This is a genomic window from Streptomyces sp. NPDC037288, from assembly GCF_055603265.1.
Map to the genome: position 1 here is coordinate 96,836 of NZ_JBVJVY010000012.1, position 25,981 is coordinate 122,816.

Consider the following 25,981-nt stretch of genomic DNA (forward strand, 5'->3'; position numbering starts at 1 on the left):
GGCCCGGCACCGACAAAGGGGCGATCAAGGCGGACAGGGAGGGCGGGGGCACGGCCTGGCTCCTGAGGAGTGGTGGGGCGGGAGGGCTGGGTGACTGAGGGGCCGAGCGGTGCACCGAGGATGAAGGCGTCGTCACCGACCGCTACAGCACATCGCGCAGGACTCGGTCCCGGATCATGAGGGCGGCCCGCTTGCCGGGCAGGTCGACCTCGTCCGCGAACCGGAATCCGGCGCTCAGGAACGCTGCGAGGGAGGGGACGTTGTGCAGCTCGGGTTCCGCTACGACCCGTGCGCAGGCGGGGCGCCGGTCGAGGATCAGGTCGGCTACGGCTCGAAGGAGGGCGGATCCCAGCCCCCTTCCCCGGTCCGCGGCCCCACCGACGAGCACGTGGATCCCGGTGTCATGGGGACGGGCCGGGTAGTGGCGGGCCAGGGGATCCAGATCCGCCCGGTAGATCTCCCAGTAGCTCATCGGTGTGCCGTCCAGTAGGCCGAGACACGGCACGCTGCGTCCGTCGCCGTCGAGTTGAGTGCGTAGGTGGTCCTCCGTCCGGGTCCGGGGCCCGGCCAGGTCCCAGAACTCCCCGACGGCGGGGTCGTTCATCCAGCGGTGGATGAGCGGCAGGTCTTCGTCGACGCACACGGGCACGAGTTGGAAGGACCCGACGCGCGTGAGCACTGTGCCCCACGTAGGGAGTTTGTCCAGGAGATAGGCCGTCCCTCTGGCGAAGAGAGCGAGGAAGTCCGCGGGCAGGTGCAGGTCCAGCGTGTCCTCGCAGTCCGCGTCGTCGTCCTCGATGGCGAACCCGGTGTAGGGGGCGCCCCGGGTGACCGCGCCGTCGGCTCGTGGGCTGCTGGAGCCCCGGCGGTCAGGGGTACCCAGGGGGACGGGGCCGTCCGGCCGGGCGGGGCTGGGGCCGGAGCCGGCGTTCGCGTCGGTGGGAGGCATGGTGCGCTCCTCTCAGGAGACGGGGTGGGTCATGTTCCTCGGGAAGTGCGGGGGTGAGGTGGGGTTCGCTCAGGAGTGAAGGGGGTTGGCGATGGTGACGTAGACGGACTGGGTGTCGACCGGGCCGACGAGTTCGTCGAGGCCGTGCAGCCGGGTCAGCAGGTTGGCCTTGCAGCGCAGGACGGGCGAGTCCAGCAGACGGCGGGGCAGGGAGGTGCGCAGTGCGGTGGGCCCTGCGGCGACGTCGGCGAGGAAACGGCGGAAGGCCGCGAGGAGGAGCCGCTCGTCGGCAAGGCGCTGGGAACCGAACGCGCCGATGAGGCCCATCACGTTGTTGATGGCGAGGTAGTAGGCGAAGCGTTCGTCGGTCACCTCGTCGCAGACGAAGGTGTCACTGCGCTCGCCGATACCGGGCAGCCGGGCAGCCAGCTCGGCGCGCCGGGACGCGCGGAAGTAGTAGCCCTGGTTGTCGCGGTAGCGGCCGCCGGCGGGCCAGCCCTCGCCGTCGAGCAGGAGCAGGGTGTTCTGCTGGTGGGCCTCGAGGGCGATGCCGGCCTCGCTGTCCAGCCAGAGCACGGGACGGACGACCTGTTCCAGGTACCGGAGGAACCACTCCGCGGCAACGGCTGCGAGGGGCCGTCCGGTGCGTGCGGCGAGCTGTTCGACGAGCTGGGCCAGTCGGGAGCGCATGGGCCAGGTGGTCCGCTGGGACGAGGAGCCGCTGTTCGGTTCGGGCACGGGCCGGAGGGAGAGGAGTCCGGCGACGCAGCCGGCGTCGTCGGTCGGGGCGAACGGGTTGTGCCTGATCACCACGTCGAGTCCGGGTACGGGAAGTCCGTCCGGCGCGTCGACGGCGAGCCAGGCCGGGTCGCGGACGATGTCGAAGGACGGGTGTGCGGCCTGCCACCGCTGGGACAGACCGGTGCGCAGCAGCCGGTGCACCTCGACTCCCCGATGGAGTTCCTTGCGCAGGTTCTCGCGGCGGGAGTTGGTGATGCGCAGGCCGAGAGACAGCTTCAGCATCGCGGGGGCGCCCGATCGGTGGACCGTGCGGACGGAGGAGGTGGGATGCCAGCCGGTGCCGAGGGGGCCGAGGTCACGCAGGAGTCCGGAGTCGAGCAGGGCGGCGACGGGTTCACGGCGGCACAGTTCACGGGCCTGCCACGGGTGCAGGGGGAGGGAGGCGTAGCCCGCGGGCACCGGGAAGTCGCTCTCGGCGAGGCGCCGGATGAGGTCAACGGCCGGGACGGGACGGCCTCGCTCGGTCCAGGCCGAGTCGGTGGCGAGAAGGGAGGGGGCGACAGCCATCCAATGCAGGGGAAAGGAGCCGCGCAGCTCTGGTGAGTACAGGCGGGTTTCGGTCTCGGTCAGGCCTTCCCGGCTCTTGGGGGCCGGGTGCAGCGGGTGTCCGAGGAGGAGGGCCTGCTCGGCGGAGAGGAAGAGGTCGGGGACATCAAAGGGGTGCTCGCGCCGGTCGCGGACGAAGGTCGCGGTGCGACGCTGGGAGTCCGCCACCCTGGCCACGAGATCGCCGTCGTCCAAGTGGTCCGCGGCTCCTGGGTCCTGGGTGGAAGCGGTACCGCCCGTGTCACCGGCCGTCTCCCGGGCGAGCAGCGCCGCCAGGGCGACGGCGTCGACCGCGGGGGCGGACGCGGGGACGCTGATCAGGCGTGGCGGACCGAAGCGGTGCAAGCCCGTCGGTGACCAGTAGCGGACCGGCACGAGCAGGGAGGTGCCGCTGGCCGGAAGCGGAAGGCAGAGCGTGCCGCTGTGGGGGGCTGCGAGGTTGGTCTCCCGCACCCAGCACCGCAACAGGTTGTCCACGGCGGCGGTCCGGGCCGCGATGCGCGGGTCGGGGTCGTCCAGCAGGTCGGCGCCGGACTCGGTCACTCGGGTGAGATCCACGGTGCGCCTCTTCTGCTGGGGAACCGACTCGGCGAGCGGCACATGGGAGGCCGGGACACCGGAGTCCCCCTGTTCGTCGGGAGCACCGGAGCTGCCGTCGGGAGTGGGGGTGGCGTTCATGACGGCTCCTCGTTGGCTGGCTGGGTGGTGCGTGGTTCGTGCTGTCGCCCGGTCGTCGGTCCCGCGTGGTCGGCGGTCTCCCCGAAGGCATCGACGGTTCGCCGCGTGGGAGGAACGCGCCGGCACTGGGAGCGGGCGTGAACGAGGGGCTGCGGGTGTGTCAGGGGAGGCCGCTCTCGGACGGAGCCTCTCTACGGTGTCGAAGGCTGGTGCCGGCCTCGACGGCTGGGCGGTGTCGGTGCGGCTCTCAGCCTGCGCGCTGGGCAGAGTCGTGGTGTCGGCTGCCGTGTGGGCCCTGTTCCTCGTGGGTGCGGGCCACCGCTGCCACCGCGTCGGTCAGGCGGTCCAGTACGGCTGCCGCCTGTTCGTCGCTGATCGTGAGCGGCGGAAGCAGCCGGACCACGGCCGAGTGACGGCCGCCGAGTTCGACGATCAGTCCTCGCTGGAGACACTCCCGCTGGACGGCCGCGGCGAGTTCGGGCGCGGCCCGACGCGGAGTGCGGGCGGGCTCGGGACCGGCGGGCATGGGGTCGTGGTCGTCGGGCTCGGCTGCGGTGTCTTCCGGGTCGACCATCTCGACCCCGATCATCAGCCCGCGCCCCCGCACCTCCCCCACGCACGTGAACGTGTCGGTGAGTTGCCCGAGTTGGTCCAGCATGCGGGAGCCGAGGGCGGCGGCGCGTTCGGCGAGGCCGTTCTCGCGGACATGGATGAGGGTCGCGGTGCCCGCGGCCATGGCGAGTTGGTTGCCCCGGAAGGTTCCCGCGTGGGCGCCGGGTGGCCAGACGTCCAGATCGTCGCGGTAGACGATCACGGCCAGCGGGAGGCTGCCGCCGATGGCCTTGGACAGGACCATGACGTCGGGGCTGATGCCGCTGTGTTCGACGGCCCAGAAGGCGCCGGTCCTGCCGACGCCGGTCTGGATCTCGTCGGCGATCAGCGGGATGGACCGGTCGGCCGTGAGCTGCCGCATGCGGCGCAGCCAGTCGTCCGGCCCGGGAATCATCCCGCCCTCGCCCTGGACGGGTTCGAGGATCATCCCCGCGGGCAGGGGCACGCCGGACTTGGGATCGTCGAGGAGGGACTCGGTCCAGCGGGCGGCGAGTTCGGCGCCGCGCGGTCCGCCGACGCCGAAGGGGCAGCGGTAGTCCTGCGGATAGGGCAGACGGGCGACCTGGATGTCATGGGCGCCGCCGGAGGCGGCCAGGGCGCCGGCGGTCATGCCGTGGTAGGCGCCGGTGAAGGCGAGGATGCCGGTGCGGCCGGTCGCCGCCCGGACCAGTTTGAGGGCGGCCTCCACGGCATCGGTACCGGCCGGTCCGCAGAACTGGACGCGGGCACGGTCGGCGAGGCCGGGCGGGAGGGTGCGGAACAGCTCGGTGATGAAGGCGTCCTTGACGGGGGTCGCCAGATCGAGGACGGAGAGGGGGGCGCCGGAGTCGAGGACCCTGCGGATGGCTTCCAGCACGACCGGATGGTTGTGACCGAGGGCGAGTGTGCCGGCGCCGGAGAGGCAGTCCAGATAGCGGCGGCCGTCGGCACCCTCGATGGTGAGCCCTCGCGCCCGGACCGGCACGATGGGCAGGGCCCGGGCGTAGGTGCGGGCGGAGGACTCTCGCGCCGACTGGCGTCTGAGGATCCCGTCGTGCACAGCACGCGCTTCCCCGTGCAGGTCTTCAGCCATCGACTCGGTTACGGCCACGGCGCGCTGTCCTCCCCGCTGTTCAGAGGCGTGTTGATCCGCGGGGCCCGGGTGCAGGCAGCTGGCCCCCCACCGCTACAACCCCTGACCGTTCGACGGGTTACGGGTTCCCTCAAGATCCTTGACAGGACGGGGAGGTGGCCCGTGCCGTGCGGCGCCGCGGGAGGGCGGTCTGCCGGCGCGCAGCACACCTTCGTGCGCCGCGGTCTGGGCGGCACAACGGGCGGGCACGGTGGGTGAACGGGGTGGACGGGGTCGCCGGTTCGGAGGGTGATAGCGGTGAGTGGACGTCAAATCGGTCGATCTCCGGATGATTGGCCAGGTCAGACGGCTTGTAGCCGAACCGTTGCCGTTCCGTCGGAACTCCCCCACAGCGAGCGCATAGTGTGTGATGCCGTTCCCGGACGGTCGTGGGACCGGCGTGAACTCCCCGTGAGTTCACGGCCGATGTCACGTCCGAAGCGCCACATACCTTCATCACAGGGGGAGTCACAAGCATGCGATCCATACGGCCGTCGTTCACCGTTCGGCGAGGGAGGGGTCCCCGCCGCACCTCCCCCGCGCTGGCGGCGGTCGCCCTCGCCTCGGCGCTGGCGCTGACCGCCACCGCCTGCAACGGCGACGACAACGCCGGCGGCACTCCGACCGCCTCCGCGACCGCGGCCGGCATCGGCGACGGAAAGATCAAGATCCCGGACGACCTCAGGAAGAGGCTCAAGGAGCACGGGATCGACATCGACAAGTGGAAGAACGGCGCCTGGAAGAACTGGAACAAGCAGGACTGGCTGCGCGAGGCCAACGACTTCATCAACCCGATCATCAAGGGCCTGTGGGACCCGGACCGGATGCGCCACGCCAACGACCCCAACAAGGGTGTCGACGACAACGACATCTCCGGTGACCAGGGCGTGACGGACCCGACCCCGCAGCCCGTGAAGGCCCAGGCGGTGGCGCCGCCTTACCACACCAACGCGGCCACCTCCGGCAAGGTGTTCTTCGACTCCCCCGAGGGGCACATGGTGTGCTCGGGAACGGTCGTGACGGACCCCGCGCACCCGGGCAAGTCGAATCTCGTCTGGACGGCGGGTCACTGTGTGCACGCCGGCAAGAACGGCGGCTGGTACCGCAACATGGCCTTCGTGCCGTCGTACAACAACTCCGGCAAGTCGGTCGCCCAGCTGCAGAACGCCAGCAGGTCGGAGATCGCCCCGTACGGCGTCTGGTGGGCGGACGCGGCGAAGACCTCGCAGCAGTGGATCGACCAGGGCGGTGAGACGGGCGGCAACGGTGCCTCCTACGACTACGCCGTGATCCATGTGACGCCGGAGCAGGGCAACGGCGGCAAGTCGCTGGAGGAGACGGTCGGGGGAGCGCTGCCGGTGAACTTCAACGCTCCGGCGGTGCCGAAGGTGAAGAGCCTCACCGCGTCCGGCTACCCGGAGGCGGCTCCGTTCGACGGTCAGCTGCTCTACCAGTGCACGGACAAGCCGGGCCGGCTGTCCCTCGCCCAGGCGGACCCGACGATGTACCGGATCGGCTGCACGATGACCGCGGGATCCTCCGGTGGCGGCTGGGTGGAGACCGGTTCCGACGGCAAGCCGGCGCTGGTGTCCAACACGTCCATCGGTCCGGTGACTTCGGGCTGGCTCGCCGGTCCTCGGTTCGGGTCCGTGGCCAAGGGCGTGTACGAGTCGGTGAGCAGGAAGTTCGCCGGCCAGTAAGGACCGCGCCCCTGACCGGGCGCAGAAAGGCCCGCTCCCTGAGTACAGGGAGCGGGCCTTTCGTCCAGCCGTGGGTCAGGCCGACGAGACGGGTGCGTACGGTGCCAGGTCCGCCGCCAGTTCCTCGTGGACCCGGACCTTGAGCAGGGTGCCCTCCGCGGTGTGCTCCTCGGAGATCACCTCGCCCTCGGTGTGGGCGCGGGCGACGAGCTTGCCGTGCGTGTAGGGCACGAGCACCTCGATCTCGACCGACGGGCGCGGCAGATCGTTGTCGATCAGGGCGAGCAGCTCGTCGATGCCCCGGCCGGTGCGGGCCGAGACGGCGATCGAGCGCTTCTCGACCCTGAGCAGCCGCTGCAGGACCAGCGGGTCGGCAGCGTCCGCCTTGTTGATCACGACGATCTCGGGCACGTCGGTGGCGCCGACGTCCCGGATCACCTCGCGCACGGCGGCGAGCTGCTCCTCCGGGTTCGGGTGCGAGCCGTCCACCACGTGCAGGATCAGGTCGGAGTCGCCGACCTCCTCCATGGTGGAGCGGAACGCCTCGACCAGGTGGTGCGGCAGGTGCCGGACGAAGCCGACGGTGTCCGCCAGGGTGTACAGCCGCCCGCTCGGGGTCTCCGCCCGGCGGACGGTCGGGTCCAGGGTCGCGAACAGGGCGTTCTCGACCAGGACGCCGGCGCCCGTGAGGCGGTTGAGCAGGGAGGACTTGCCGGCGTTGGTGTAGCCCGCGATGGCGACGGACGGCACCTTGTTGCGCCGGCGCTCCTGGCGCTTGATCTCGCGGCCGGTCTTCATCTCCGCGATCTCCCGGCGCATCTTCGCCATCTTCTCGCGGATCCGTCGCCGGTCCGTCTCGATCTTGGTCTCACCGGGGCCACGCGTGGCGAGGCCACCGCGACCGCCACCCATCTGCCGGGACAGCGACTGACCCCAGCCTCGCAGCCGCGGCAGCATGTACTGCATCTGCGCGAGCGCGACCTGCGCCTTGCCCTCTCGGGACTTGGCGTGCTGGGCAAAGATGTCCAGGATCAGGGCCGTACGGTCGATGACCTTGACCTTGACGACGTCCTCCAGCTGGATCAGCTGGCCCGGGCTCAGCTCACCGTCGCAGACGACCGTGTCCGCGCCCGTTTCGAGAACGATGTCCCGCAGCTCCTGGGCCTTGCCGGAGCCGATGTACGTGGCCGCGTCGGGCTTGTCGCGGCGCTGGATGAGGCCGTCGAGGACCAGCGCGCCGGCGGTCTCCGCGAGGGCGGCCAGCTCCGCGAGGGAGTTGTCGGCGTCCTGGGCGGTGCCCGTGGTCCACACCCCGACGAGCACGACCCGCTCCAGGCGGAGCTGTCGGTACTCGACCTCGGTGACGTCCTCCAGCTCGGTGGACAGGCCCACCACGCGGCGCAGGGCCGCGCGCTCCGAGCGGTCGAACTGGTCTCCGTCCCGCTCGCCGTCGATCTCGTGGCTCCAGGCGACGTCCTCTTCCATCAGGGCATCGGCCCGAAGGCCCTCGGGATAGGCGTGCGCGAGGCGCTTGGTGTCCTGGGAAGGGGAAGAAGAGGAGGTCATTGGATCCTTACGTCGATGGGATGCCGTTTCGGCGTCGGTACGGCGGTCCTGAGGGACCGCTGCTTGGGTCAACGCGCGAGTACCCCGGGAGATTCCCGTGTCCCGTCTCGCGCCGACCCGAAGATGGTCGCACGAGGCGGCACGTCTCGTCACCGTGTTATCGCCCGGTCCGCGCCTCGGCCGGCTTCGGCGACCTGACCGGCCCCGACGGGTTCCGGGACTGCGGCGCCTTGGCCTGCCCCGATGCCTTCCCGTGCGCCTTCGGTGTCTTGGCGGGGCCCGACGCCTTCCGGTCCGGCTTGCCCGACTTGGCGGGGTCCGACGCCTTCCAGTCCGGGTGGCCGGGCATCGGCGGGGTCTTCTCGCCGTACAGCCAGGCCTTGAAGAAGCCGCTCAGGTCACGGCCGGAGACCGTCGAGGCCAGCCGGAGGAAGTCGGCGGTGGCGGCCGTCGAGTCCCGGTGCGCGCGGGCCCATTCCCGCTCCAGCCGCTCGAAGGCCGTCCGGCCGATCTCCTGCCGCAGGGCGTAGAGGACGAGCGCCGCGCCGTCGTAGATGTTGGGCCGGAAAATGCCGATCTTCTGGCCGGGGTTGGGCGGCTTGGGCAGGCCGGGCGGGCCGCCGGCCGTGCGCCAGCTGTCGGAGGCGGCGTACGCGGCCTTCATGCGGTTCGCCAGTGACCGGTGCGCGGTCTCCTCGGCGTACAGCGCCTCGTACCAGGTGGCGTGCCCCTCGTTCAGCCAGACGTCGGACCAGGTGCGGGGGCTGACACTGTCGCCGAACCACTGGTGCGACAACTCGTGCACCATGATCGACTCCTTGTACCACTGGGGCAGGGAGGACTCGGTGAACAGGTTCTTCTCGAAGAGCGACAGGGTCTGTGTCTCGAGTTCGAAGCCGGTGGATGCCTGCGCCATGAGCACGCCATAGGTCTCGAACGGGTACGGGCCGACCTTGCCCTCGAGCCAGGCGATCTGGTCGGGCGTCTTGGCGAGCCACGGTTCGAGGGCCTTGGCGTCGGCGCTGGGCACGACGTCACGGATCGGCAGCCCGTGCGGTCCCTCGCGGTGCAGCACGGTGGACCGGCCGATGGACACCTGGGCGAGTTCGGTGGCCATGGGATGGCGGGTGCGGTAGGTCCAGGTGGTGGTGCGGCCGGCCCGGTGCACACCGGCGGGCAGGCCGTTGGCGACGACGGTGTAGCCGTTCGGGGCGGTGACGTGGAAGGTGAACATCGCCTTGTCGGACGGATGGTCGTTGCACGGGAAGACCAGGTGTGCGGCGTCGGCCTGGTTGGCCATGGCGAGGCCGTCGGAGGTGCGCACCCAGCCGCCCTCCTGGTCCTTGGTCGCGGCGGGATCGCTGGTGTGCTTGACCGTGATCCTGGTCCAGCTGCCCTCGGAGAGGGGGTGGTCCGGGGTGACGACCAGGTCCTCGCCCGCGCCGGTGAAGCCCGCGGGACGTCCGTCGACCTCGACGGACCGCACGGTGCCGTGCGCGAAGTCGAGGTTGATCCGGTCCAGGTCGGCGGTGGTCCAGGCGTCGATGGTGGTGACGGCCTGGAGTGGCTTGTCGTTGGTCCCGGGATAGGTGAGCGACAGGTCGTACGACGTCACGTCGTAGCCGGGATTGCCCAGGTACGGGTAGAGCCGGTCGCCGACGCCGAGGGGCTTGGCCGGGGTCCCGGCGGCGAGGAGACAGACGGAGACGGCGGAGGCGAGCAGGGCCGCCTTGCGGTGCCCGCAGACACGGGACTGAATCCGCGACTGGGAGCGGGCGCGGCGGTTGAAGCGTGGGGTGAGCGGCATGCACCACCGCTACCAGTGCGCTCCGGCGCTGCGACGGCGACGCGCGCCCGACCCACCCGAACGGGTCCCGTCCGAATGCCTTCTGTCCACAGCCCGGCGGCGTTCCGATCGCGGGGTGGGAGCCGCGTCAACCGGTGTCGCCCTCCTGCCGCGGGGTGCGTGACCGCCGGACCGGCGCCCCCGTCACGCCTGGCGTCCGTTCGTCACGCTCCGGCGTCGGTCAGGGGGTCGGGGCCTGGTGCTGGGCGCGGGCCACGTCGTAGACGCCGGGGACGTCCCGCATGGCGCGCATCAGGGCCGGCAGGTGGGCCGCGTCGGGGAGCTGGAGGGTGTAGGTGTGCCGTACCCGTTGCTGGCTGGGCGGTTCGACGGTGGCGGAGACGATGTCGACGCCCGCCGAAGCGATCGCCTCGGTCAGGTCGGCGAGCAGATGGGGACGGCCGAACGATTCAGCGACCAGCGTGACCCGGCACTCGGTGGTGTCCCCCCAGCGCACGCCGATCTCCGTGCGCCCCCGGCTCGTCATGTGCGCCACCGCGGCACACTCCACCCGGTGCACGGTCACCACTCCCCCGCGTACCGCGAAGCCGGTGATCTCGTCCGGGGGCACGGGCGTACAGCACCCGGCGAGCCGCACGGCGGCCCCGGGCCGGTCCGCGAGCACGTCGGCGCGCCGGGGTCGGGACGCCGGAGCTCCCCCGGCGGGGGCAGCGGCCGGGCCGAACGGGGTGGTGCCGCCGGCGGGAGTGGCGGCAGGGCGAGGTGGGGCGGTGCCGTCGGCGGGAGCGGCGGCATGCGTGGGGTGAGGTGCGGCGGTGTCCTCGGCGGGTTCGGCGCGTGCGCCGGTCGTCTCGTCCGTCCCGGTGCCGCCGCCGGGGTGCGTGGCCAGCCAGCGCTGGATGGCGATGCGGGCGGCCGGGGTGTGGGCGTGCTCCAGCCATTCACGGGAGGGCTCGGAGGCCGGGTCCTGGCCCATGAGGAGCTGGACGGTGTCGCCGTCCCGCAGGACGGTGCTGAGGGTGGCCAGGCGGCCGTTGACACGGGCGCCGATGCAGGCGTGCGCGTCCTCGCCGTACTGGGCGTAGGCGGCGTCGACGCAGGTGGCGCCCTCGGGCAGGCCGAGCGTGCCGCCGTCGGGGCGGAAGACGGTGATCTCGCGGTCCTGGGCGAGGTCCTCGCGCAGCGTGGACCAGAAGGTGTCGGGATCGGGTGCGGCCCGCTGCCAGTCGAGGAGGCGGGAGAGCCAGCCGGGGCGGGTGGGGTCGGCACGCTCACCGTCGGCGGGGACGTCGGAGGCGGAAGCGTCGGAGGCGGGGGCGTCGGAGGCGGGGGCGTACGGGTTGCCGAGGGCGACGACGCCGGCCTCGGCGACCTTGTGCATCTGGTGGGTGCGGATGAGGACTTCGACGACCTGGCCGTCCTGGCGGGCGACGGCGGTGTGCAGCGACTGGTACAGGTTGAACTTCGGTACGGCGATGAAGTCCTTGAACTCCGAGACGACCGGCGTCATACAGGTGTGCAGTTCGCCGAGGACGCCGTAGCAGTCCGCGTCCTCTCCCACCAGCACCAGCAGGCGGCCGAAGTCGGTGCCGCGCAGCCGTCCGCGTTTGCGGGCCACGCGATGGACGGAGACGAAGTGCCGGGGACGGATGAGGACTTCGGCCTGGAGGCCGGCCTCGCGCAGCACCCCGCGCATCTCGTCGGCGACCTCGGCGAGCGGGTCGTCCGGGCGGGCGGCGTTCCCGGCGATCAGTTCCCGGGTGTGCTCGTACTCCTCGGGGTGCAGGATGGCGAAGACCAGGTCCTCCATCTCCGTCTTCAGGGCCTGCACGCCGAGGCGTTCGGCGAGCGGGATGAGGACGTCGCGGGTGACCTTGGCGATCCGCGCCTGCTTCTCGGGGCGCATCACGCCGAGGGTGCGCATGTTGTGCAGGCGGTCGGCGAGTTTGATCGACATCACGCGCACGTCGCTGCCGGTGGCGACCAGCATCTTGCGGAAGGTCTCCGGCTCGGCGGCGGCTCCGTAGTCGACCTTCTCCAGTTTCGTGACGCCGTCGACGAGATAACGAACCTCCTCGCCGAACTGTTCCCGCACCTGATCCAGCGTCACGTCGGTGTCCTCGACGGTGTCGTGGAGCAGGGAGGCCGTCAAGGTCGTGGTCTCGGCGCCGAGTTCCGCGAGGATCAGGGTCACGGCGAGCGGGTGGGTGATGTACGGTTCACCGCTCTTGCGCATCTGGCCGCGGTGCGAGGACTCCGCGAGGACGTAGGCGCGGCGCAGCGGGTCGAGGTCCGCATCGGGGTAATGGGCGCGGTGCGCCTCCACGACGTGGCCGATCGCGTCGGGCAGCTTGCCGCGGACGGCGGGGCCGAGCAGCGCGGCCCGGCCCAGCCTTCGCAGATCGAGCCGTGGCCGCGACTTCCTGCGGTCCGCCCTGGGCATCGCGGGGGCGGTGGCCGCCGCGGATGCTGTGGGCGTTACCGGGCCAGGGGTCGCAGGGTTCGTGGCCTCCGCACTCATGGGCACCTCCGGCTCGTGGACCGGCGGACGGGGGCCCCAGGGCGTACGCGGCTCAGGGATGGCGACGTCCCCCCGTCCGTGCCGGTGCTTGATGCTACCGAGCCCACCACGTGCGACCGACCGCCTCTCGGCGAGCGTGAAACGGATCACCCATTCGAGCGATGGAAAGGAGGTTTAGGGTTTGCGCCATCCGCCCTTGGATCGCCCGCTGTTGGGAACACCGCCGGTCACGGGAAACCGCTGATCCGGGAGCCGGGGAGCGTCTTCCTCGTGCTTACGCCGGGTCAGCGAAGCGCGTTTTCCAGCCATTCGCCGTCGATCTCGCCCTCGGCGACGATCACGGCGGGTCCGGTCATCTCGATCTGGCCGTCGGGCCGCTCGGTGATGACCAGGCGACCGCCGGGCAGGTCGACGGTGTACGTGGCCGGGGTGCCGGTGACGGCCGGGTCGGCGCCGTCGCGCCGGGCGGCGGCCACGGCGACGGCGCACGCGCCCGTGCCGCACGAGCGGGTCTCGCCGGAGCCGCGCTCGTGCACCCGCATGGCGACGTGACGGGGGCCCCGGTCGACGACGAACTCGACGTTGACCCCGTCCGGGTAGGCGGCGGCCGGGCTGAACGGCGGCGGGTCGTACAGGTCGCCGGCGTGCGCGAGGTCGTCGACGAAGGCGACCGCGTGCGGGTTGCCCATGTTCACGTTGCGCGCGGGCCAGCTGTGCTCGCCGACGCTCACCGTGACGTCGCCCTCCGGCAGGCGGGCACTGCCCATGCCGACGGTGACGTCTCCGTCCTTCGCGAGGTGGACGGTCTTCACGCCCGCGCGCGTGGCGATCGTGAGGTCACCCTCGCCCACATGTCCCGCGTGCTGGAGGTAGCGCGCGAACACACGGACTCCGTTGCCGCACATCTCGGCGACCGAACCGTCGCCGTTGCGGTAGTCCATGAACCACTCGGCCTCGGCCGCCATCGACCCGGCCTCCGGGTGCGCGGCCGAGCGCACCACATGCAGCACCCCGTCGCCTCCGATTCCGGCCCGGCGGTCGCACAGGGCGGCGACGGCGGCCGGGCTCAGGTCGAGGGCGTTCTCCGGGTCCGGGACGATCACGAAGTCGTTTTCGGTGCCGTGCCCCTTGAGGAAGGCGATCCGTGTGCTCATTCCTCGATCGTACGGGTTCACTCCGCTCGGGTTGACCGAAGGAGGTTCAGCGCAACCGTGCTACTCGCCAGACGGCGAGTAGCACCACCACGGCCACCAGGAGTACGTACCCGAGTACGACCCGCCAGTCGGGGCGGCGGTCCGAGCCCCGTGCCGGCAGGCCGGGCCAGGTGTAGCCCACCTTGCGGGCGGCCATCATGGCCCAGCCGGCGGCGCAGGAGCAGATCAGCAGGCCGAGCATGGCGATGACGGCGCCGCTGTCGCCGAAGTCGAAGGCGAGCGGGAAGGCGAACATCAGGGAGCCGACGGCGGACAGACCCACAATGGGGGCGAGCTGCCAGAGGCGCAGCCGGCGCTGCGGGCGCAGCTCGACCTCGACCTCCGGACCGCCCGGGTACATCTCCTCGGGCTCCGGCCCGTCGTCGGTCACACCGTCCGGCGTCTCGTCGGGGCCGTCGTCCGTCAGCCGGGTATCGGCAAGGGCGAGGGCGTCCCCGGCCGGTCGGCTGTCGGTGAGCCGGTCTCCGGCCGACCGGCTCGCGGTGAGCCGCTCCTCGGCCGGCCCGCCCTGCGCGTGACGGCCTTCGGCCGGCCGCTCCTCACCGAGGCGGTCTCCGTTCGGACGGCCGTCGGCCCGTCGGTTCCCACCCGGGCGGTCCCCGGTCGCACGGCCCTGGGCCGGGTCCGGTTCGTCACCCTCGGTGGTGACGTGCTCGGCACTTTGTGCGGTGTCGCGAGGGCCGGCCTCCATCGCCACGCGCCCTCCCAACTAGGCTCCACTTGGTCGATCGAAGCTCGATGATGGCACGGCCCCGAAGGCCGCGATGACCGGCGGCGCATCCCGATGCCATGACGTGATCAGGCTGTAACCGGTCGTTCGACCAACGCCAGGGCCTGCTGCGGAAGTTCCCGGCGATCCGCCACGGCCCCACTCAACCAGTGCACCCGCGGATCGCGCCTGAACCATGAATCCTGGCGGCGCGCGAAGCGCTTGGTCGCACGGACGGTCTCGGCCCGCGCTTCCACTTCGGTGCACTCCCCGGCGAGCGCCGCGAGCACCTGCTGGTAACCCAGCGCACGCGACGCCGTGCGCCCCTCGCGCAGCCCCTGCGCCTCCAGTGCGCGCACCTCGTCCACGAGGCCCGCCTCCCACATCCGGTCGACGCGGTGCGCGATGCGCTCGTCCAGTTCCGGCCGGGCCACGTCGACGCCGATCTGGACGGTGTCGTAGACGGAGTCGTGACCCGGCAGGTTCGCGGTGAAGGGCCGGCCGGTGATCTCGATCACCTCCAGCGCCCGCACGATACGGCGGCCGTTGCTCGGCAGGATCGCGCGGGCGGCCTCCGGGTCGGCGGCGGCCAGGCGGGCGTGCAGAGCGCCCGAGCCGCGCAGGGCCAGCTCCTCCTCCAGGCGGGCGCGGACCTGGGGGTCGGTGCCGGGGAACTCCAGGTTGTCCACGGCCCCGCGGACGTACAGGCCGGAGCCGCCGACCAGGATCGGCCAGCGGCCCTCGGCGAGCAGTGCGTCGATCCGGGCGCGGGCCAGCTTCTGGTATTCGGCGACGGAGGCGGTGACCGTCACGTCCCAGATGTCCAGCAGGTGGTGCGGGATGCCGCCGCGCTCCTCGGGCGTCAGCTTGGCGGTGCCGATGTCCATCCCTCGGTACAGCTGCATGGAGTCGGCGTTGACGACCTCCCCGCCGAGCTGTTGTGCCAGGAAGACGCCCAGATCGGACTTTCCGGCCGCGGTGGGTCCGACGATGGCGATGACGCGGGGGCTGGGGAGTGCACTGCTCACCGCACCAGTCTCGCAAACCTCCAGGCGGTGCCTCGAACGAGTTACGTGACGGGTGGGGTCGCCGGTCGTTGCCCGTGGCGAGATACCGCCTTCCGGTTCGCCGGAGGCGGTGACCTGGGCGGCGCAACCGTACGCACCGGGTAACGCGGGAATTCGCCCGCACGAGTACCGTATGGAGTGGATATGGGCGTTTTTGCACGACTCCTCGGCAGGTCGAAGGTGACTCCGGAGGCGTCGGTCGCCGAGGCGGAGGCAGGCGCGGAGTCGGCAGGGGCCGAGGTGGCGGAAGCGGAGTCGGCGGAGGCGGAGGCGGCCGGATCGGCGGAGGCGAAGGGTTCGTCCGGGGACGGGAGCGAGGACGCGGCGGCCGAGTCGGACGCCGGTGCGGACGACGCGTCCGACGGCTCCGGCATCCCCAAGCAGCAGTCCGCCGAGGAAGCCGCCGACAACGAGGCCGGCGAGGGCGCCCGCAGGTAACGGCCCGCGAGGGAAGGTGGACCATGGGTCTGATGGACAACATGAAGGCCAGGCTCGGCCCGGCCCGGGACAAGGTGTCGGACCTCGCCCGGCAGCACGGGGACAAGGTCCAGCACGGCATCGACAAGGCCGCGAAGGTCGTGGACGAGCGGACCAAGCACAAGTACAGCGACAGGATCCACGCGGGCACCGGCAAGGCCAGGGAGGCGATGGACCGCCTCGCGCACAAGGAAGGTCCCGGCCCGCAGACGGTCACCGGCGATCGCACGCCCCCCGCCCGTCCGGAGGGCCCGCCGCCGGCTTCCTGAGTCTCCTGCTGAAGGGCATGTGGATCGGCGGACGGTCGTGGAGCACAACGGCGCTCCCGGCCGTCCGACGTTTCGCGCGTGCGCGGAGGTGACCGCGATCAGCCAGTCACCCGCGCCCGCGTCCGGGCTGTGGCCAGGAGGCGGTCGACGGTGCCGTCGGCGGCCCGGCGGGCGATCCGTCCGGGGCGGACGCCCGGGCCGTGCGGCGGAAGGCGGCCCGGTAGGCGCTCGGGCGGTGGCCGGTGTGGCGGGCGAAGAGGGCGGCGAAGGTGCCGGGGTCCTGGTAGCCGACGGCCGCGGCGACGGCGGCGACGGTGCGGTCGGTGGTCTCCAGAAGGTGGCGGGCGCGGCGGACCCGGGAGGCCTGCAGATGGGCCAGCGGGCTGCGTCCGGTTTCTTCGGCGAAGCGGCGCAGCAGCGTGCGGGTGCTGACCCGGAAGGCGTCGGCGAGCGCGGCGAGGTCGTATCGCTCGGCGAGGTTCTGGTCGAGCCGCCGCATGATCCGCTGGGAGAACTCCCGGCCGGGCTGCGGAAGGAGCCGCGGGTCGACGTACGGGGTCTGGGAGGTCCGCGCGTCGTCGACGAGCGCCAACCGTGCGGTGGTGCGGGCCACCCGGGTGCCGTCGTGCCGGCGGATCAGGTCCAGCGCGAAGTCGTACATGGCGCTGAAGGCGGCCGTGGTCGTCACCCCCGTGTCGGTGACGACCAGGTGCTCGGGCCGCACGTCGGCGTCCGGGCAGCGCCTGGCCAGTTCGCCGGCGTGCAGCCAGGAGGTGGTGGCCCGGCGCCGGTCGAGGAGCCCCGCCTCGGCGAGCAGGAACGCGCCGACGCAGAGGGAGACGACGGCGGTGCCGGCGGCGGCCTGCGCGCGGATCGCCGCGATCTCGGGGGCGAGCCGGGCGAGCCGCGCGTCGAGGTCCGTGTCCGGGCGCAGTTCGAAGCCGGGGACCACGAGGACGTCGACCTCGCGCAAGGGACGCACGTCCAGGCTCGCGCCGCCCGAGGCGGTGACCCGGCGGCGGGGCGAGACGACCGACACCCGGTAGCCGGGCGCGTCCGGTCCGGCGACGTGCCCGGCCATCGTCAGCAGGTCGGGGACGCCGAACACTTCGGACGCGAAGCAGTCCGGGTACGCCAGGACCCCGACCCGCAGCGCACCCGGTCCGGCGCCCGGACCCGCGCCGTCCTCGGCCTGCCGCGCCGCCTCCGCCATCGCTCCCCGTACCCCCTGGTGTCCCCGCCCCGGCCCCGGATCGCGACCGCGTACCGTTCGCCTCTCTCGCCGGTGGCGAGATTACCCCTGGCCTTGGCGATGCCGCCCCTCACCCGGCGGCCGGCCCCGGGACCAGGCTGGCCCCATGAGCGACGACGATCCGATCACCGACTTCACCCGCCGGAGTGTGGCCGTGGAGGGGGTGGCGAAGACGGTGTACGTGGCCGGGGCCGGGCCCGCGGTCGTGGTGCTGCCCGAGATGCCGGGCATCAGTCCCGACGTCCTGCGGCTCGCGCGCTGGGTGCGGGACGCGGGCTTCACCGTCCATGTGCCCTCCCTGTTCGGGACGGACGGTGCCTTCCCCACGGTCGACGGAGGCCGGGAGGTCGTCCGCCGCGCCTGTGTCAGCGCGGAGTTCCGCGCCTTCGCCGGGGGCGGCACCAGCCCGGTCACGGTCTGGCTGCGCGGCTTGGCGCGCCAGGCCCACGCCGCGTGCGGTGGGCCGGGGGTGGGTGCGGTCGGCCTGTGCTTCACCGGCAACTTCGCCCTCACCATGGCCCTGGAGCCGGCGGTGATCGCCCCGGTGGTCAACCACCCGTCACTGCCGCTCGACGACCCCGGCGGACTCGAACTCGACGCGGCGGACGCGCGCGCGGTGCGCGACCGGCTCGACCGCGACGGACTCACCGTCCTCGCCTACCGCTTCGAGGGCGACCGCTGGTGCACCGGGCAGCGGTTCGCCGCCTACCGCGCGCTGCTCGGCGACGCCTTCGACGGGCGCGTCCTGCCGGACAGCGCCGCCAACCCGGCGCCGCCGCCCTTCTTCGCCGACCTGGTCGGCACCCCGCACAGCGTCGTCACCGCCCATCTCGTCGACGAGGCCGGCCATCCCACGGTCCGGGCCCGCGACGAGATCCTCGCCTTCCTCACCGGCCGCCTGCACCCGCACGGGAACCGACCGCTGCCATCCGCCTGACCGGGCCCTGGCCCGCCGGGCCGCTGCCTCGCCGTCATCACCCTCGCCGGCACCCTCGCCCCGGCTCGGCCAAGGACCGACACGACGCTCGTCCGGCTCCAGGGCCGAGTGGCCGACACGGCGGGCGCCGCCGGGGCCGGGCCGCCGCCCCATGCCCGGGCAGTGCCAGATCGCCGCCACGAGCGCCGCCAGACCAGGTGGCCACGACGAACCCCGCCAGGGCAGGTCGCCGACGGGAAGCCGCCAGTGATCCGGTCTTGAGTTCACGTTTCGCCACGTGCGTCGTCGTTCGTTTCAGACACTAGGACCAAGTCGCCACCACATACCCGACGCCGTACGGCGCATCCTCGTACAGCAGCGCGCCGGCGAGGTCCGCGCCCTCGGCGGCGCCGGCCAGGACCTGCCAGGGGGCCCGGCCGGAGGCCTTCAGTTCGTGCGCCAGCTCGACGTGCAGCGCCCGGACGGCCGCCACGTCCGCCGCACCCAGCGCCCGCGCGACCTCCGCGTCGAAGGGTGCGGCCCGCTCGTCCAGGTAACCCGGCGCCTTGACCGTGCGGCACGCACTGGCGTCTCCCATCACCAGCAGCGCCACGCGCCCGGCCCGGGCGCCGATCTCCCTTCCGACTTCGATACACCGCTCAGGCGCGAGCAGTTCCCCGACACCGAGTCCCTCGATCGGGGCATCCGCCCACCCGGTCCGCTGCAGCAGCCACGCGCCGACGGCCAGCGAAGGCGGCAGCTCGCGCTCGCCGACGGTTTCCGTCCCGGACCCGAGCTGTACGTCCAGATCGACCCCGAACCCGCGGAAGGACCCCCGGGCACCCTGCGGAAACGAGCCCCGCCCGCTCTGCTCGGCGGGCCCGACCACCACCAGGAGGTCCGGGCGGGCGGCCGCGAGCACACCGAGCGCGTCGGCGCAGGCCGACCGCGCGGCGTCCATCTCGGGTGCGGCACCTGCCGCGACCTCGGGTACGAGCAGCGCAGGGCAGGGACAGACTGCGGCGGCGACAAGCATGATCGGCAGGGTACGCGGTCAGGCGGTCCGGCGCCCTGACCGTACGGTGCTCCGGCGGTCAGTAGGTGATCGGTCCCGAGTCCCACTCCAGCTCGGTGAACAGGAAGTGGTACGTGAACACCCCGCCGGACGAACCGTCCCCGGCGAGCATCCAGCCGTCACCGGTGCGGTACCGGCGCATCCGCAGCGGATACCGCGGGTGCCGGGGCTGGTACAGGCGTACCAGCTCCCCGAACCGCGCCTCGGCCTCCTCGCGCGTGCCGTCGATCGTGGCCATCAGCTCGTACTGCCTGCGGTACGGCCCCTCGCCAGGCGGTTTGTCCAGCAGCAGCGCCCATCGAGGCATCAGCTCGTCCCCGTCCCCCGTGTACACATTGTCGACAAGTAGCCAGGCCGGGCCGGGTCAGTCGCAGCCGCAGCCGGACCCCGTGGCGACCGGCAGCGGGGCCGGTACGCCGACCTTCGGCAGGCCCAGCATGACACCGGCCGGCTTGGCGGCCTCGGCGGCGTTGCGCTTCTCCCAGGCGTCTCCCGCGCGCGTGCGGCGCACGTCGAGTACGGCGCCCTCGGCGAGGAGGTGGTGCGGGGCGGCGTACGTCACCTCGACCGTGACCACGTCACCGGGGCGGACCTCCTGCTCCGGCTTGGTGAAGTGGACGAGCCGGTTGTCGGGGGCGCGGCCGGACAGGCGGTGCGTGGCGCCGTCCTTGCGGCCCTCGCCCTCGGCGACCATCAGCTCCAGCGTGCGGCCGACCTGCTTCTTGTTCTCCTCCCAGGAGATCTCCTCCTGGAGGGCGACCAGCCGCTCGTAGCGCGCCTGGACGACCTCCTTGGGGATCTGGTCCTCCATGATCGCGGCCGGGGTGCCGGGCCGCTTGGAGTACTGGAAGGTGAAGGCCTGCGCGAACCGCGCCTCGCGGACGACGTGCAGGGTCTGCTCGAAGTCCTCCTCGGTCTCGCCGGGGAAGCCCACGATGATGTCCGTGGTGATCGCGGCGTGCGGGATGGCGGCGCGCACCTTCTCGATGATCCCGAGGTAGCGCTCCTGCCGGTACGACCGGCGCATCGCCTTCAGGACCGTGTCCGAACCGGACTGCAGCGGCATGTGCAGCTGCGGCATGACGTTCGGGGTCTCGGCCATGGCGGCGATGACGTCGTCGGTGAAGTCGCGCGGGTGCGGGGAGGTGAAGCGGACGCGCTCCAGGCCCTCGATGGTGCCGCAGGCGCGCAGCAGCTTGCTGAAGGCCTCGCGGTCGCCGATGTCGGAGCCGTAGGCGTTGACGTTCTGGCCGAGCAGCGTGATCTCGGAGACACCCTCGGTGACCAGCGCCTCGACCTCGGCGAGGATGTCGCCGGGGCGGCGGTCCTTCTCCTTGCCGCGCAGGGCCGGGACGATACAGAAGGTGCAGGTGTTGTTGCAGCCGACGGAGATCGACACCCAGGCCGCGTAGGCGCTCTCGCGCCGGGTCGGCAGGGTGGACGGGAAGGCCTCCAGGGATTCGGCGATCTCGACCTGCGCCTCCTCCTGCACGCGGGCGCGCTCCAGCAGGACCGGCAGCTTGCCGATGTTGTGCGTGCCGAAGACGACGTCCACCCAGGGCGCCTTCTTCACGATGGTGTCGCGGTCCTTCTGCGCGAGGCAGCCGCCGACCGCGATCTGCATGCCGGGCCGCGAGGCCTTCCTCGGCGCGAGCCGGCCGAGGTTGCCGTACAGCCGGTTGTCGGCGTTCTCGCGGACGGCGCACGTGTTGAACACGACCACGTCCGCGTCCCCGTCCGACCCCTCGGGGGCCCGCACGTACCCGGCGTCTTCGAGCAGCCCGGCCAACCGTTCGGAATCGTGGACGTTCATCTGGCACCCGTAGGTGCGGATCTCATACGTCATAGATGAACGAAGGTCCACGGTCTGGCTCCGGTCGCTGCTGCTGGTCATGGCTCAAGGGTAGGCGGTCCCCGGAGACCGCTGCCGTGGCCCTCGTGTCCGCAGCAGTTCATCGACCGGTTCCACAATCTGCGACTCTCTTCGCACGATGCGTCATCGGAAAGGTGTACGAGGGGACCTTTGCGGCAAAGCCGCAGGTCAAGCGTCACTTCACTTGCATCCGCAGGACATGGCGATGACAACGGTCTGCCTTGCGGATCGCGATCGACAGGGTCGGACCGGGAGTCGCTGGTGTGCCGTCCGGGCTGCTCAGCAGGAGACGGCCATGGACATGCGTACCAGAGTGTCGAACAGGTTCTGCTGGGCGGGGTCACTGTGCGCGGTGTCCTCCGGGTGCCACTGCACGGCGCTGAACCAGCCTCTTGCGGTGGGTATTTCGAGGGCTTCGATCGTGCCGTCCTCGGCGGTGGCTGTCACGGTCAGGCCGTTGCCCAGGCGCTCGACCCGCTGGTGGTGGTAGCAGGATACTTCGGCCTTTTCGGCACCCACTGCGTGTGCCGTCCGCGTTCCTGGGCGGATGGTCACCGGGTGCAGCAGATGGCGATGCTCGTGGTCGGGGCCGCCCATGTCCTGGTGGAGGGTGCCGCCGAGGGCGACGTTGACGACTTGGAGGCCCCGGCAGATCGCCAGCAGCGGGATCCCCGTCTCCAGTGCCTGGTGGGCGACTTCGAGGTCGAAGGCGTCCTGGAGGTGGTCGACGTCGTAGACGCTGTCGTGGCGGTCGGTTGCGCCGTAGCGGTGCGGGGCGATGTCGCCGCCGCCGGGGAGCAGGACGCCGTCGAAGCGGGCGAGCCGGGTGGCGACGTCGGTAGGGGTGGGGTCCGATGGATGGATGCTCACCGGTTCGCCACCGGCCCGCCAGACGGCCTCGACGAGGGCGCGGGCGTTGACCTCGGCGGCGTACCGCAGCGCGGAGGTGGTGGCGGAGAAGCGGGCCGGGATGGCTATGAGCGGGCGCGTCACAGCTGGATCCAGGTGGTCTTGAGTTCGGTGTACTTCTCGAGGGCGTGGACGGACTTGTCGCGTCCGTTGCCGGACTGCTTCATGCCGCCGAAGGGCACCGTCAGGTCACCTTCCTCATAGCAGTTGACCCAGACCGTCCCGGCCTTCAGGACGCGGGAGACCTTGTGGGCGGTGGAGAGGTCGGAGGTCCACAGGCCGGCGGCGAGGCCGTACTCGGTCGCGTTGGCGAGGCGTACGGCCTCCTCGAGGTCGTCGAAGGTGAGGACGGACAGGACGGGGCCGAAGATCTCGTCACGGGCCAGCCGCATGCCGGGGTCGACCCGGTCGAAGACGGTGGGCTGGAGGAAGCTGCCGCCGGTGGCGGTCACGGTGCGGTCCCCACCGGTGCGCAGTCGGGCGCCCTCCGACCGGCCGGTGGCGATGTGGTCGAGGACGCGCTCCAGGTGGTCTTCCGAGACGAGGGCGCCCATCTCCGTCGCCGGGTCCAGCGGGTCGCCGACCTTCAGTTCCCGCGCCCGCCGGACGACGGCCTCGGTGACCTGCTCGGCGACGGAGGAGTGCACGAGGAGCCGGGAGGGGGCGGTGCACATCTCGCCCTGGTTGAAGAAGATGCCCCAGGCGGCGGTGGCGGCGGCCTTCTCGAGGTCGGGGGCGTCGGGAAGGATGATGTTGGGCGACTTGCCCCCGAGCTCCAGCCAGACGCGTTTGAGGTTCGAGTCGGCGGCGTAGCGCAGGAAATGGCGGCCGACGGCGGTGGAGCCGGTGAAGGCCACGACGTCGACGTCCGGGTGCAGGCCGATGGCCCGGCCTGCCGTCGGGCCGTCACCGGTGACGACGTTGAGGACACCTGGAGGGAGGCCGGCGTCGGTGGCGATGCGGCCCAGCAACAGGGCCGACAGCGGGGACGATTCGGACGGCTTCAGGACGACGGCGCAGCCCGCGGCGAGGGCCGGGGCGACTTTCCAGCCGGCCAGGGTGAGCGGGAAGTTCCACGGCACGACCGCGCCGACCACGCCGGCCGGCTCCCGTGTGACGAGGGCCAGGGTGTCGGGTGCGGTGTGCGGGGATGCGTCGGTGAGCTTGTCGGCCAGTTGCCCGTACCAGCGGAAGGTGTTGATCGCAGCACGCAGTTCGATGTCGTGCGCCTCGGTGATCGGTTTGCCCATCTCCAGGCTGATCGTGAGGGCGACTTCCTCGCGTCGTTCTTCGAGGAGGCCGGCGATCCGCAACAGGATCCGGCCCCGGTCGGCGGGCGCCATGCGCGGCCAGGGGCCGGAGTCGAAGGCACGGCGTGCGGCCGCGACCGCGAGTTCGACCTCGGCCTCTCGCGCGTCGGCGATGTGGGTGAGGATCCGTCCGTCGCGGGGGGCGACGACGGGGAACGTTGCGCCGCTGCCGCTTTCGGCCCGGCCGCCGATGTGGTGCTGGGTGGGCAGGTGGAGCTTTTCGGCCCGGGTCAGCAGTTCCTCATGGGTGACGGTGTGCATGGAGGTCTCCGGACGGCCTCTCACTCGGCGCCCGAAGTGCCGGATTCGAGCAGCCGGCCGCCGTCCCACACCACGCCGACCTGCCGGTAGTAAGCGGCGATCGGCTCGAGGATCTCCAGCCGGGCCAGTTCCTCGGTGGGGGACTCGAACAGTTCCAGTTCGGCGTCGCCGACCCAGGGCCGACCGCCCTCGACGGAGGCGGCGCCGGACTCGATCAGCTCGTCGAGTGCGAGGCCCTTCCCCTTCTCGATCGAGGGCAGCCAGCGGTGGTGGGCCATCGGGTGGGCGTTGACGAACCCGTTCGTCTCCGCCGGCTCGCGCAGGGTCACCACGGCCTGGGCCAGGCGCCGGTCGGCGGCGGCGAGGGTCGCGCCGAACCGTGCCCCGGCCTCGATCCGGGGTGCCGGCCCGTAGGGGTGCGGGCGGCTCTGGTGGATCGAGCCGAGCTTCTTGGGGTAGCCCTGATGCAGTCCGCGGGCTATGGCGAAGTCCTTGTCGACCCAGATGTACACGCAGCGGGTGTAGGTCTGGCCCTTGTACTGGCAACGGACGACGGCGAACGCCTCCTTGTACTGGGCGCGCACCGGATCCAGCAGCTCGGCGCCGGATGCCGAACACGACTGCCAGTCGGCCCAGATCAGCGCGACCGCGCCGGGGTCCTCGTCGGCGAGTTCCAGCGGCTCGGGCAACAGTTCGCGCACCCGGGCCGGGTCGGTGCGGTACTCGACGGTGAGGAGGTCGCCGGAGTAGTGCCACGGTGGGGAGGGAATCAGCGACGAGGCACCCGTCGCCGTCCTGGGGTGGAAGTAGCCACGGACGCGGGCCATGCCATCACGCTCCAGAGAGATCAGCAGGGGCGGATACGCCGTCTGCGACAGACGCGGCGGGCGGGGAGAGGTGCGCCGTCGCGTGAGGTTCGAATCGACCGCCCCGCTTCCGGATCACCGTCGGCCGGGCCCCGGTGAACCGGTGACGCACGGGGCGGTCAGGAGCGGGCGAGCTGCTCCAGCCGCTGGTGCAGGTGCTCGACGTAGGTCTCGGATTCGGGCTTCATCAGCACGCTGCGCAGAATGCGCGCGCCGTCGGCGTCGGCGGTGATCTTCGGGTGGCGGTTGGTGAAGCGCTCGGCGCCCACGCGGAGGGTGCTGAGGAAGACCGGGTCCTGGGTGTCGGTCATCCCTTCCTGCAGGATCCGGTTGCTGGCCGCGTCGATCTGTGAAAGGGCGGTGCCCGCGGTCAGCGGGAAGTAGCTGACGATGTCGAGGTGCGGCGGCTGGTAGAGCTCGAGGTGCTCGGAACCCTCGATCAGTTCCGCCCAGCGCAGCGCCGCCCGCCGGCCGGCCGCCAGCACCTGGCCCAGGCCCTCACGGGTGGGCGGCAGCAACTGGAAGGTGAGCCACAGCGCGGCGGCCGCCGCACCCGCCCGGGAGCATTCCAGGCTGATCTCGCCCAGGTGCAGTTCCTCGGAGGTGAAGTACGTGTACGGCGAGTCGTGCAGGTAGAACCGGCCGACCGAGGGGTCGCGGAACAGGACCGCGCCACAGCCGTAGGGCTGCAGGCCGTGCTTGTGCGGGTCGACCACGATGGAGTCGGCCTGGGCGACGGCCTGCCAGGGCTCGGCCGGCAGGCCCTCGGGGCCGTCCGCGCCGGCCAGCAGGGCGAAGAATCCGCCGTAGGCGGCATCGACGTGGATCCGCACACCGTAACGCTCACGCAGCGCCAGCGCCTCGTGGACCGGCTCGACGGCGCCGAGCCCGGTCGTACCGGCGGTGAGCACCACCGTGCCGACCCGGCCGCCGCGCAGCAGCTCCTCCAGCGCGTCGAGGTCCATGCGGCCGAGGTCGTCGGTGGGGACGGGGAAGCCTTCCACCCCGAGAACCCCGCACATCCGGCCGTGCGTGTAGTGGGCCTCGGTGCTGTACGCGACGCCCTTGCCCGGGTGCAGCTCACGCGCCACGAACAGCGCCTCGAGGTTGGCGATGGTGCCGCTGGTGGTCAGGTGCCCCAGGTGGGTGTCGTAGCCGAACATCGTGGCTAGCTGCTGGACCACCTCCCGCTCCATCGCGGCGGTGGCCGGACCACCGTCCAGGGCGTGGTTGTTCGGGTTGATCAGCATCGCGGTCAGGTAGCCCACGACCGCTGCCGGGTGGGGCGGCTTGAGCATCTGGCCCGCGTAGCGGGGGTGGAAGAAGGGGTAGTTGTCCTTCAGCCGCTCGGTGAAGACCTCGAACGCGGTGGCGAACCGGTTGTCGTCGACGACCAGTGCCGGGTGCGGGTCGAAGGGTCCGAAGGTCTTCGCCCACTCGGCGTTCGACGCGACCGCCGAAGCCAGCCACTTGTTCAGATCCATTCCGTCCC

At 71.8% G+C, this 25,981-nt stretch carries 21 protein-coding genes; 4 read left to right on the forward strand and 17 right to left on the reverse strand.

Features of this window, described 5'->3' with window-relative positions; all coding sequences use genetic code 11:
• Nucleotides 1-142: 142 nt before the first annotated feature.
• From ACZ7GZ_RS16805 to ACZ7GZ_RS16815, 3 genes are all read right to left on the reverse strand, one after another.
• A complete protein-coding gene (locus ACZ7GZ_RS16805) occupies nt 143-949 on the reverse strand; it encodes a GNAT family N-acetyltransferase (RefSeq protein ID WP_471024754.1) in 807 nt (268 codons plus the stop codon).
• Between the two features lie 69 nt (nt 950-1,018).
• Nucleotides 1,019-2,974 (reverse strand): IucA/IucC family protein, encoded by a 1,956-nt coding sequence (locus ACZ7GZ_RS16810; RefSeq protein ID WP_471024756.1) that lies wholly within the window; start codon nt 2,972-2,974, stop codon nt 1,019-1,021.
• A 247-nt stretch (nt 2,975-3,221) separates the two neighbouring features.
• Complete coding sequence (locus tag ACZ7GZ_RS16815; RefSeq protein ID WP_471024876.1) at nt 3,222-4,658, reverse strand: diaminobutyrate--2-oxoglutarate transaminase family protein; 1,437 nt, start codon at nt 4,656-4,658, stop codon at nt 3,222-3,224.
• A gap of 515 nt (nt 4,659-5,173) precedes the next feature.
• Between ACZ7GZ_RS16815 and ACZ7GZ_RS16820 the strand changes: the two genes are divergently transcribed.
• Complete coding sequence (locus ACZ7GZ_RS16820) at nt 5,174-6,397, forward strand: trypsin-like serine peptidase (RefSeq protein WP_471024758.1); 1,224 nt, start codon at nt 5,174-5,176, stop codon at nt 6,395-6,397.
• A gap of 75 nt (nt 6,398-6,472) precedes the next feature.
• Here ACZ7GZ_RS16820 and hflX read toward each other — a convergent pair whose 3' ends face one another.
• From hflX to miaA, 6 genes are all read right to left on the reverse strand, one after another.
• On the reverse strand, nt 6,473-7,963 hold the full coding sequence (gene hflX / locus ACZ7GZ_RS16825) for a GTPase HflX (protein ID WP_471024759.1): 1,491 nt from the start codon (nt 7,961-7,963) through the stop codon (nt 6,473-6,475).
• A gap of 157 nt (nt 7,964-8,120) precedes the next feature.
• Nucleotides 8,121-9,770 carry a M1 family metallopeptidase gene (locus ACZ7GZ_RS16830; protein ID WP_471024761.1) on the reverse strand — a complete coding sequence of 550 codons (1,650 nt, stop codon included), beginning with the start codon at nt 9,768-9,770 and terminating at the stop codon, nt 8,121-8,123.
• Nucleotides 9,771-9,990: 220 nt separating this feature from the next.
• Entirely contained in the window at nt 9,991-12,291 is a 2,301-nt protein-coding gene (locus ACZ7GZ_RS16835; protein WP_471024763.1) for a RelA/SpoT family protein, read from the reverse strand.
• A gap of 284 nt (nt 12,292-12,575) precedes the next feature.
• Nucleotides 12,576-13,445, reverse strand: coding sequence for a diaminopimelate epimerase (gene dapF / locus ACZ7GZ_RS16840; RefSeq protein WP_471024764.1), 870 nt, complete (start codon nt 13,443-13,445; stop codon nt 12,576-12,578).
• A 46-nt stretch (nt 13,446-13,491) separates the two neighbouring features.
• The gene (locus ACZ7GZ_RS16845) at nt 13,492-14,196 is read right to left on the reverse strand and encodes a hypothetical protein (protein WP_471024878.1); all 705 of its coding nucleotides are present in this window, start codon (nt 14,194-14,196) and stop codon (nt 13,492-13,494) included.
• 107 nt (nt 14,197-14,303) lie between these two features.
• The gene (miaA, locus tag ACZ7GZ_RS16850; protein WP_471024766.1) at nt 14,304-15,242 is read right to left on the reverse strand and encodes a tRNA (adenosine(37)-N6)-dimethylallyltransferase MiaA; all 939 of its coding nucleotides are present in this window, start codon (nt 15,240-15,242) and stop codon (nt 14,304-14,306) included.
• A gap of 183 nt (nt 15,243-15,425) precedes the next feature.
• On the opposite strand from miaA, the gene ACZ7GZ_RS16855 reads away from it, so the two are divergent.
• Entirely contained in the window at nt 15,426-15,719 is a 294-nt protein-coding gene (locus ACZ7GZ_RS16855; protein ID WP_471024768.1) for a hypothetical protein, read from the forward strand.
• A 23-nt stretch (nt 15,720-15,742) separates the two neighbouring features.
• A complete protein-coding gene (locus ACZ7GZ_RS16860) occupies nt 15,743-16,027 on the forward strand; it encodes an antitoxin (RefSeq protein WP_471024770.1) in 285 nt (94 codons plus the stop codon).
• A gap of 106 nt (nt 16,028-16,133) precedes the next feature.
• On the opposite strand, the gene ACZ7GZ_RS16865 is transcribed toward ACZ7GZ_RS16860, so the two are convergent.
• Nucleotides 16,134-17,240: a GlxA family transcriptional regulator gene (locus ACZ7GZ_RS16865; protein WP_471024772.1), complete on the reverse strand. Its 1,107-nt coding sequence runs from the start codon at nt 17,238-17,240 to the stop codon at nt 16,134-16,136.
• Between the two features lie 145 nt (nt 17,241-17,385).
• On the opposite strand from ACZ7GZ_RS16865, the gene ACZ7GZ_RS16870 reads away from it, so the two are divergent.
• Nucleotides 17,386-18,216 (forward strand): dienelactone hydrolase family protein, encoded by an 831-nt coding sequence (locus tag ACZ7GZ_RS16870; RefSeq protein WP_471024773.1) that lies wholly within the window; start codon nt 17,386-17,388, stop codon nt 18,214-18,216.
• Nucleotides 18,217-18,517: 301 nt separating this feature from the next.
• Here the strand turns inward: ACZ7GZ_RS16870 and ACZ7GZ_RS16875 are convergent, their stop codons facing one another.
• The 7 genes from ACZ7GZ_RS16875 to ACZ7GZ_RS16905 all read right to left on the reverse strand — a co-directional run bounded on the left by ACZ7GZ_RS16875 (nt 18,518) and on the right by ACZ7GZ_RS16905 (nt 25,973).
• Nucleotides 18,518-19,231, reverse strand: coding sequence for a class III extradiol dioxygenase subunit B-like domain-containing protein (locus ACZ7GZ_RS16875; protein ID WP_471024775.1), 714 nt, complete (start codon nt 19,229-19,231; stop codon nt 18,518-18,520).
• A 58-nt stretch (nt 19,232-19,289) separates the two neighbouring features.
• On the reverse strand, nt 19,290-19,577 hold the full coding sequence (locus ACZ7GZ_RS16880; RefSeq protein WP_471024777.1) for a hypothetical protein: 288 nt from the start codon (nt 19,575-19,577) through the stop codon (nt 19,290-19,292).
• A 57-nt stretch (nt 19,578-19,634) separates the two neighbouring features.
• A complete protein-coding gene (gene miaB / locus ACZ7GZ_RS16885; protein ID WP_471024779.1) occupies nt 19,635-21,164 on the reverse strand; it encodes a tRNA (N6-isopentenyl adenosine(37)-C2)-methylthiotransferase MiaB in 1,530 nt (509 codons plus the stop codon).
• Between the two features lie 258 nt (nt 21,165-21,422).
• Complete coding sequence (locus tag ACZ7GZ_RS16890; RefSeq protein ID WP_471024780.1) at nt 21,423-22,136, reverse strand: gamma-glutamyl-gamma-aminobutyrate hydrolase family protein; 714 nt, start codon at nt 22,134-22,136, stop codon at nt 21,423-21,425.
• A complete protein-coding gene (locus ACZ7GZ_RS16895) occupies nt 22,133-23,623 on the reverse strand; it encodes an aldehyde dehydrogenase (RefSeq protein ID WP_471024782.1) in 1,491 nt (496 codons plus the stop codon). The genes ACZ7GZ_RS16890 and ACZ7GZ_RS16895 overlap by 4 nt, the downstream gene beginning before the upstream one ends.
• Before the next feature lie 20 nt (nt 23,624-23,643).
• Nucleotides 23,644-24,450, reverse strand: coding sequence for an acetoacetate decarboxylase family protein (locus ACZ7GZ_RS16900; RefSeq protein ID WP_471024783.1), 807 nt, complete (start codon nt 24,448-24,450; stop codon nt 23,644-23,646).
• Between the two features lie 158 nt (nt 24,451-24,608).
• Complete coding sequence (locus tag ACZ7GZ_RS16905) at nt 24,609-25,973, reverse strand: pyridoxal phosphate-dependent decarboxylase family protein (RefSeq protein WP_471024784.1); 1,365 nt, start codon at nt 25,971-25,973, stop codon at nt 24,609-24,611.
• Nucleotides 25,974-25,981: the final 8 nt, after the last annotated feature.

Excerpts from the sequence above, each read along its gene's own strand:
- ACZ7GZ_RS16805 (WP_471024754.1), bottom strand. The coding sequence starts at position 949 with ATGCCTCCCACCGACGCGAACGCCGGCTCCGGCCCCAGCCCCGCCCGG.
- ACZ7GZ_RS16810 (WP_471024756.1), bottom strand. The coding sequence starts at position 2,974 with ATGAACGCCACCCCCACTCCCGACGGCAGCTCCGGTGCTCCCGACGAA.
- ACZ7GZ_RS16815 (WP_471024876.1), bottom strand. The coding sequence starts at position 4,658 with ATGGCTGAAGACCTGCACGGGGAAGCGCGTGCTGTGCACGACGGGATC.
- ACZ7GZ_RS16820 (WP_471024758.1), top strand. The coding sequence starts at position 5,174 with ATGCGATCCATACGGCCGTCGTTCACCGTTCGGCGAGGGAGGGGTCCC.
- hflX (WP_471024759.1), bottom strand. The coding sequence starts at position 7,963 with ATGACCTCCTCTTCTTCCCCTTCCCAGGACACCAAGCGCCTCGCGCAC.
- ACZ7GZ_RS16830 (WP_471024761.1), bottom strand. The coding sequence starts at position 9,770 with ATGCCGCTCACCCCACGCTTCAACCGCCGCGCCCGCTCCCAGTCGCGG.
- ACZ7GZ_RS16835 (WP_471024763.1), bottom strand. The coding sequence starts at position 12,291 with ATGAGTGCGGAGGCCACGAACCCTGCGACCCCTGGCCCGGTAACGCCC.
- dapF (WP_471024764.1), bottom strand. The coding sequence starts at position 13,445 with ATGAGCACACGGATCGCCTTCCTCAAGGGGCACGGCACCGAAAACGAC.
- ACZ7GZ_RS16845 (WP_471024878.1), bottom strand. The coding sequence starts at position 14,196 with ATGGAGGCCGGCCCTCGCGACACCGCACAAAGTGCCGAGCACGTCACC.
- ACZ7GZ_RS16855 (WP_471024768.1), top strand. The coding sequence starts at position 15,426 with ATGGGCGTTTTTGCACGACTCCTCGGCAGGTCGAAGGTGACTCCGGAG.
- ACZ7GZ_RS16860 (WP_471024770.1), top strand. The coding sequence starts at position 15,743 with ATGGGTCTGATGGACAACATGAAGGCCAGGCTCGGCCCGGCCCGGGAC.
- ACZ7GZ_RS16865 (WP_471024772.1), bottom strand. The coding sequence starts at position 17,240 with ATGGCGGAGGCGGCGCGGCAGGCCGAGGACGGCGCGGGTCCGGGCGCC.
- ACZ7GZ_RS16870 (WP_471024773.1), top strand. The coding sequence starts at position 17,386 with ATGAGCGACGACGATCCGATCACCGACTTCACCCGCCGGAGTGTGGCC.
- ACZ7GZ_RS16875 (WP_471024775.1), bottom strand. The coding sequence starts at position 19,231 with ATGCTTGTCGCCGCCGCAGTCTGTCCCTGCCCTGCGCTGCTCGTACCC.
- ACZ7GZ_RS16880 (WP_471024777.1), bottom strand. The coding sequence starts at position 19,577 with ATGCCTCGATGGGCGCTGCTGCTGGACAAACCGCCTGGCGAGGGGCCG.
- miaB (WP_471024779.1), bottom strand. The coding sequence starts at position 21,164 with ATGACCAGCAGCAGCGACCGGAGCCAGACCGTGGACCTTCGTTCATCT.
- ACZ7GZ_RS16895 (WP_471024782.1), bottom strand. The coding sequence starts at position 23,623 with ATGCACACCGTCACCCATGAGGAACTGCTGACCCGGGCCGAAAAGCTC.
- ACZ7GZ_RS16900 (WP_471024783.1), bottom strand. The coding sequence starts at position 24,450 with ATGGCCCGCGTCCGTGGCTACTTCCACCCCAGGACGGCGACGGGTGCC.
- ACZ7GZ_RS16905 (WP_471024784.1), bottom strand. The coding sequence starts at position 25,973 with ATGGATCTGAACAAGTGGCTGGCTTCGGCGGTCGCGTCGAACGCCGAG.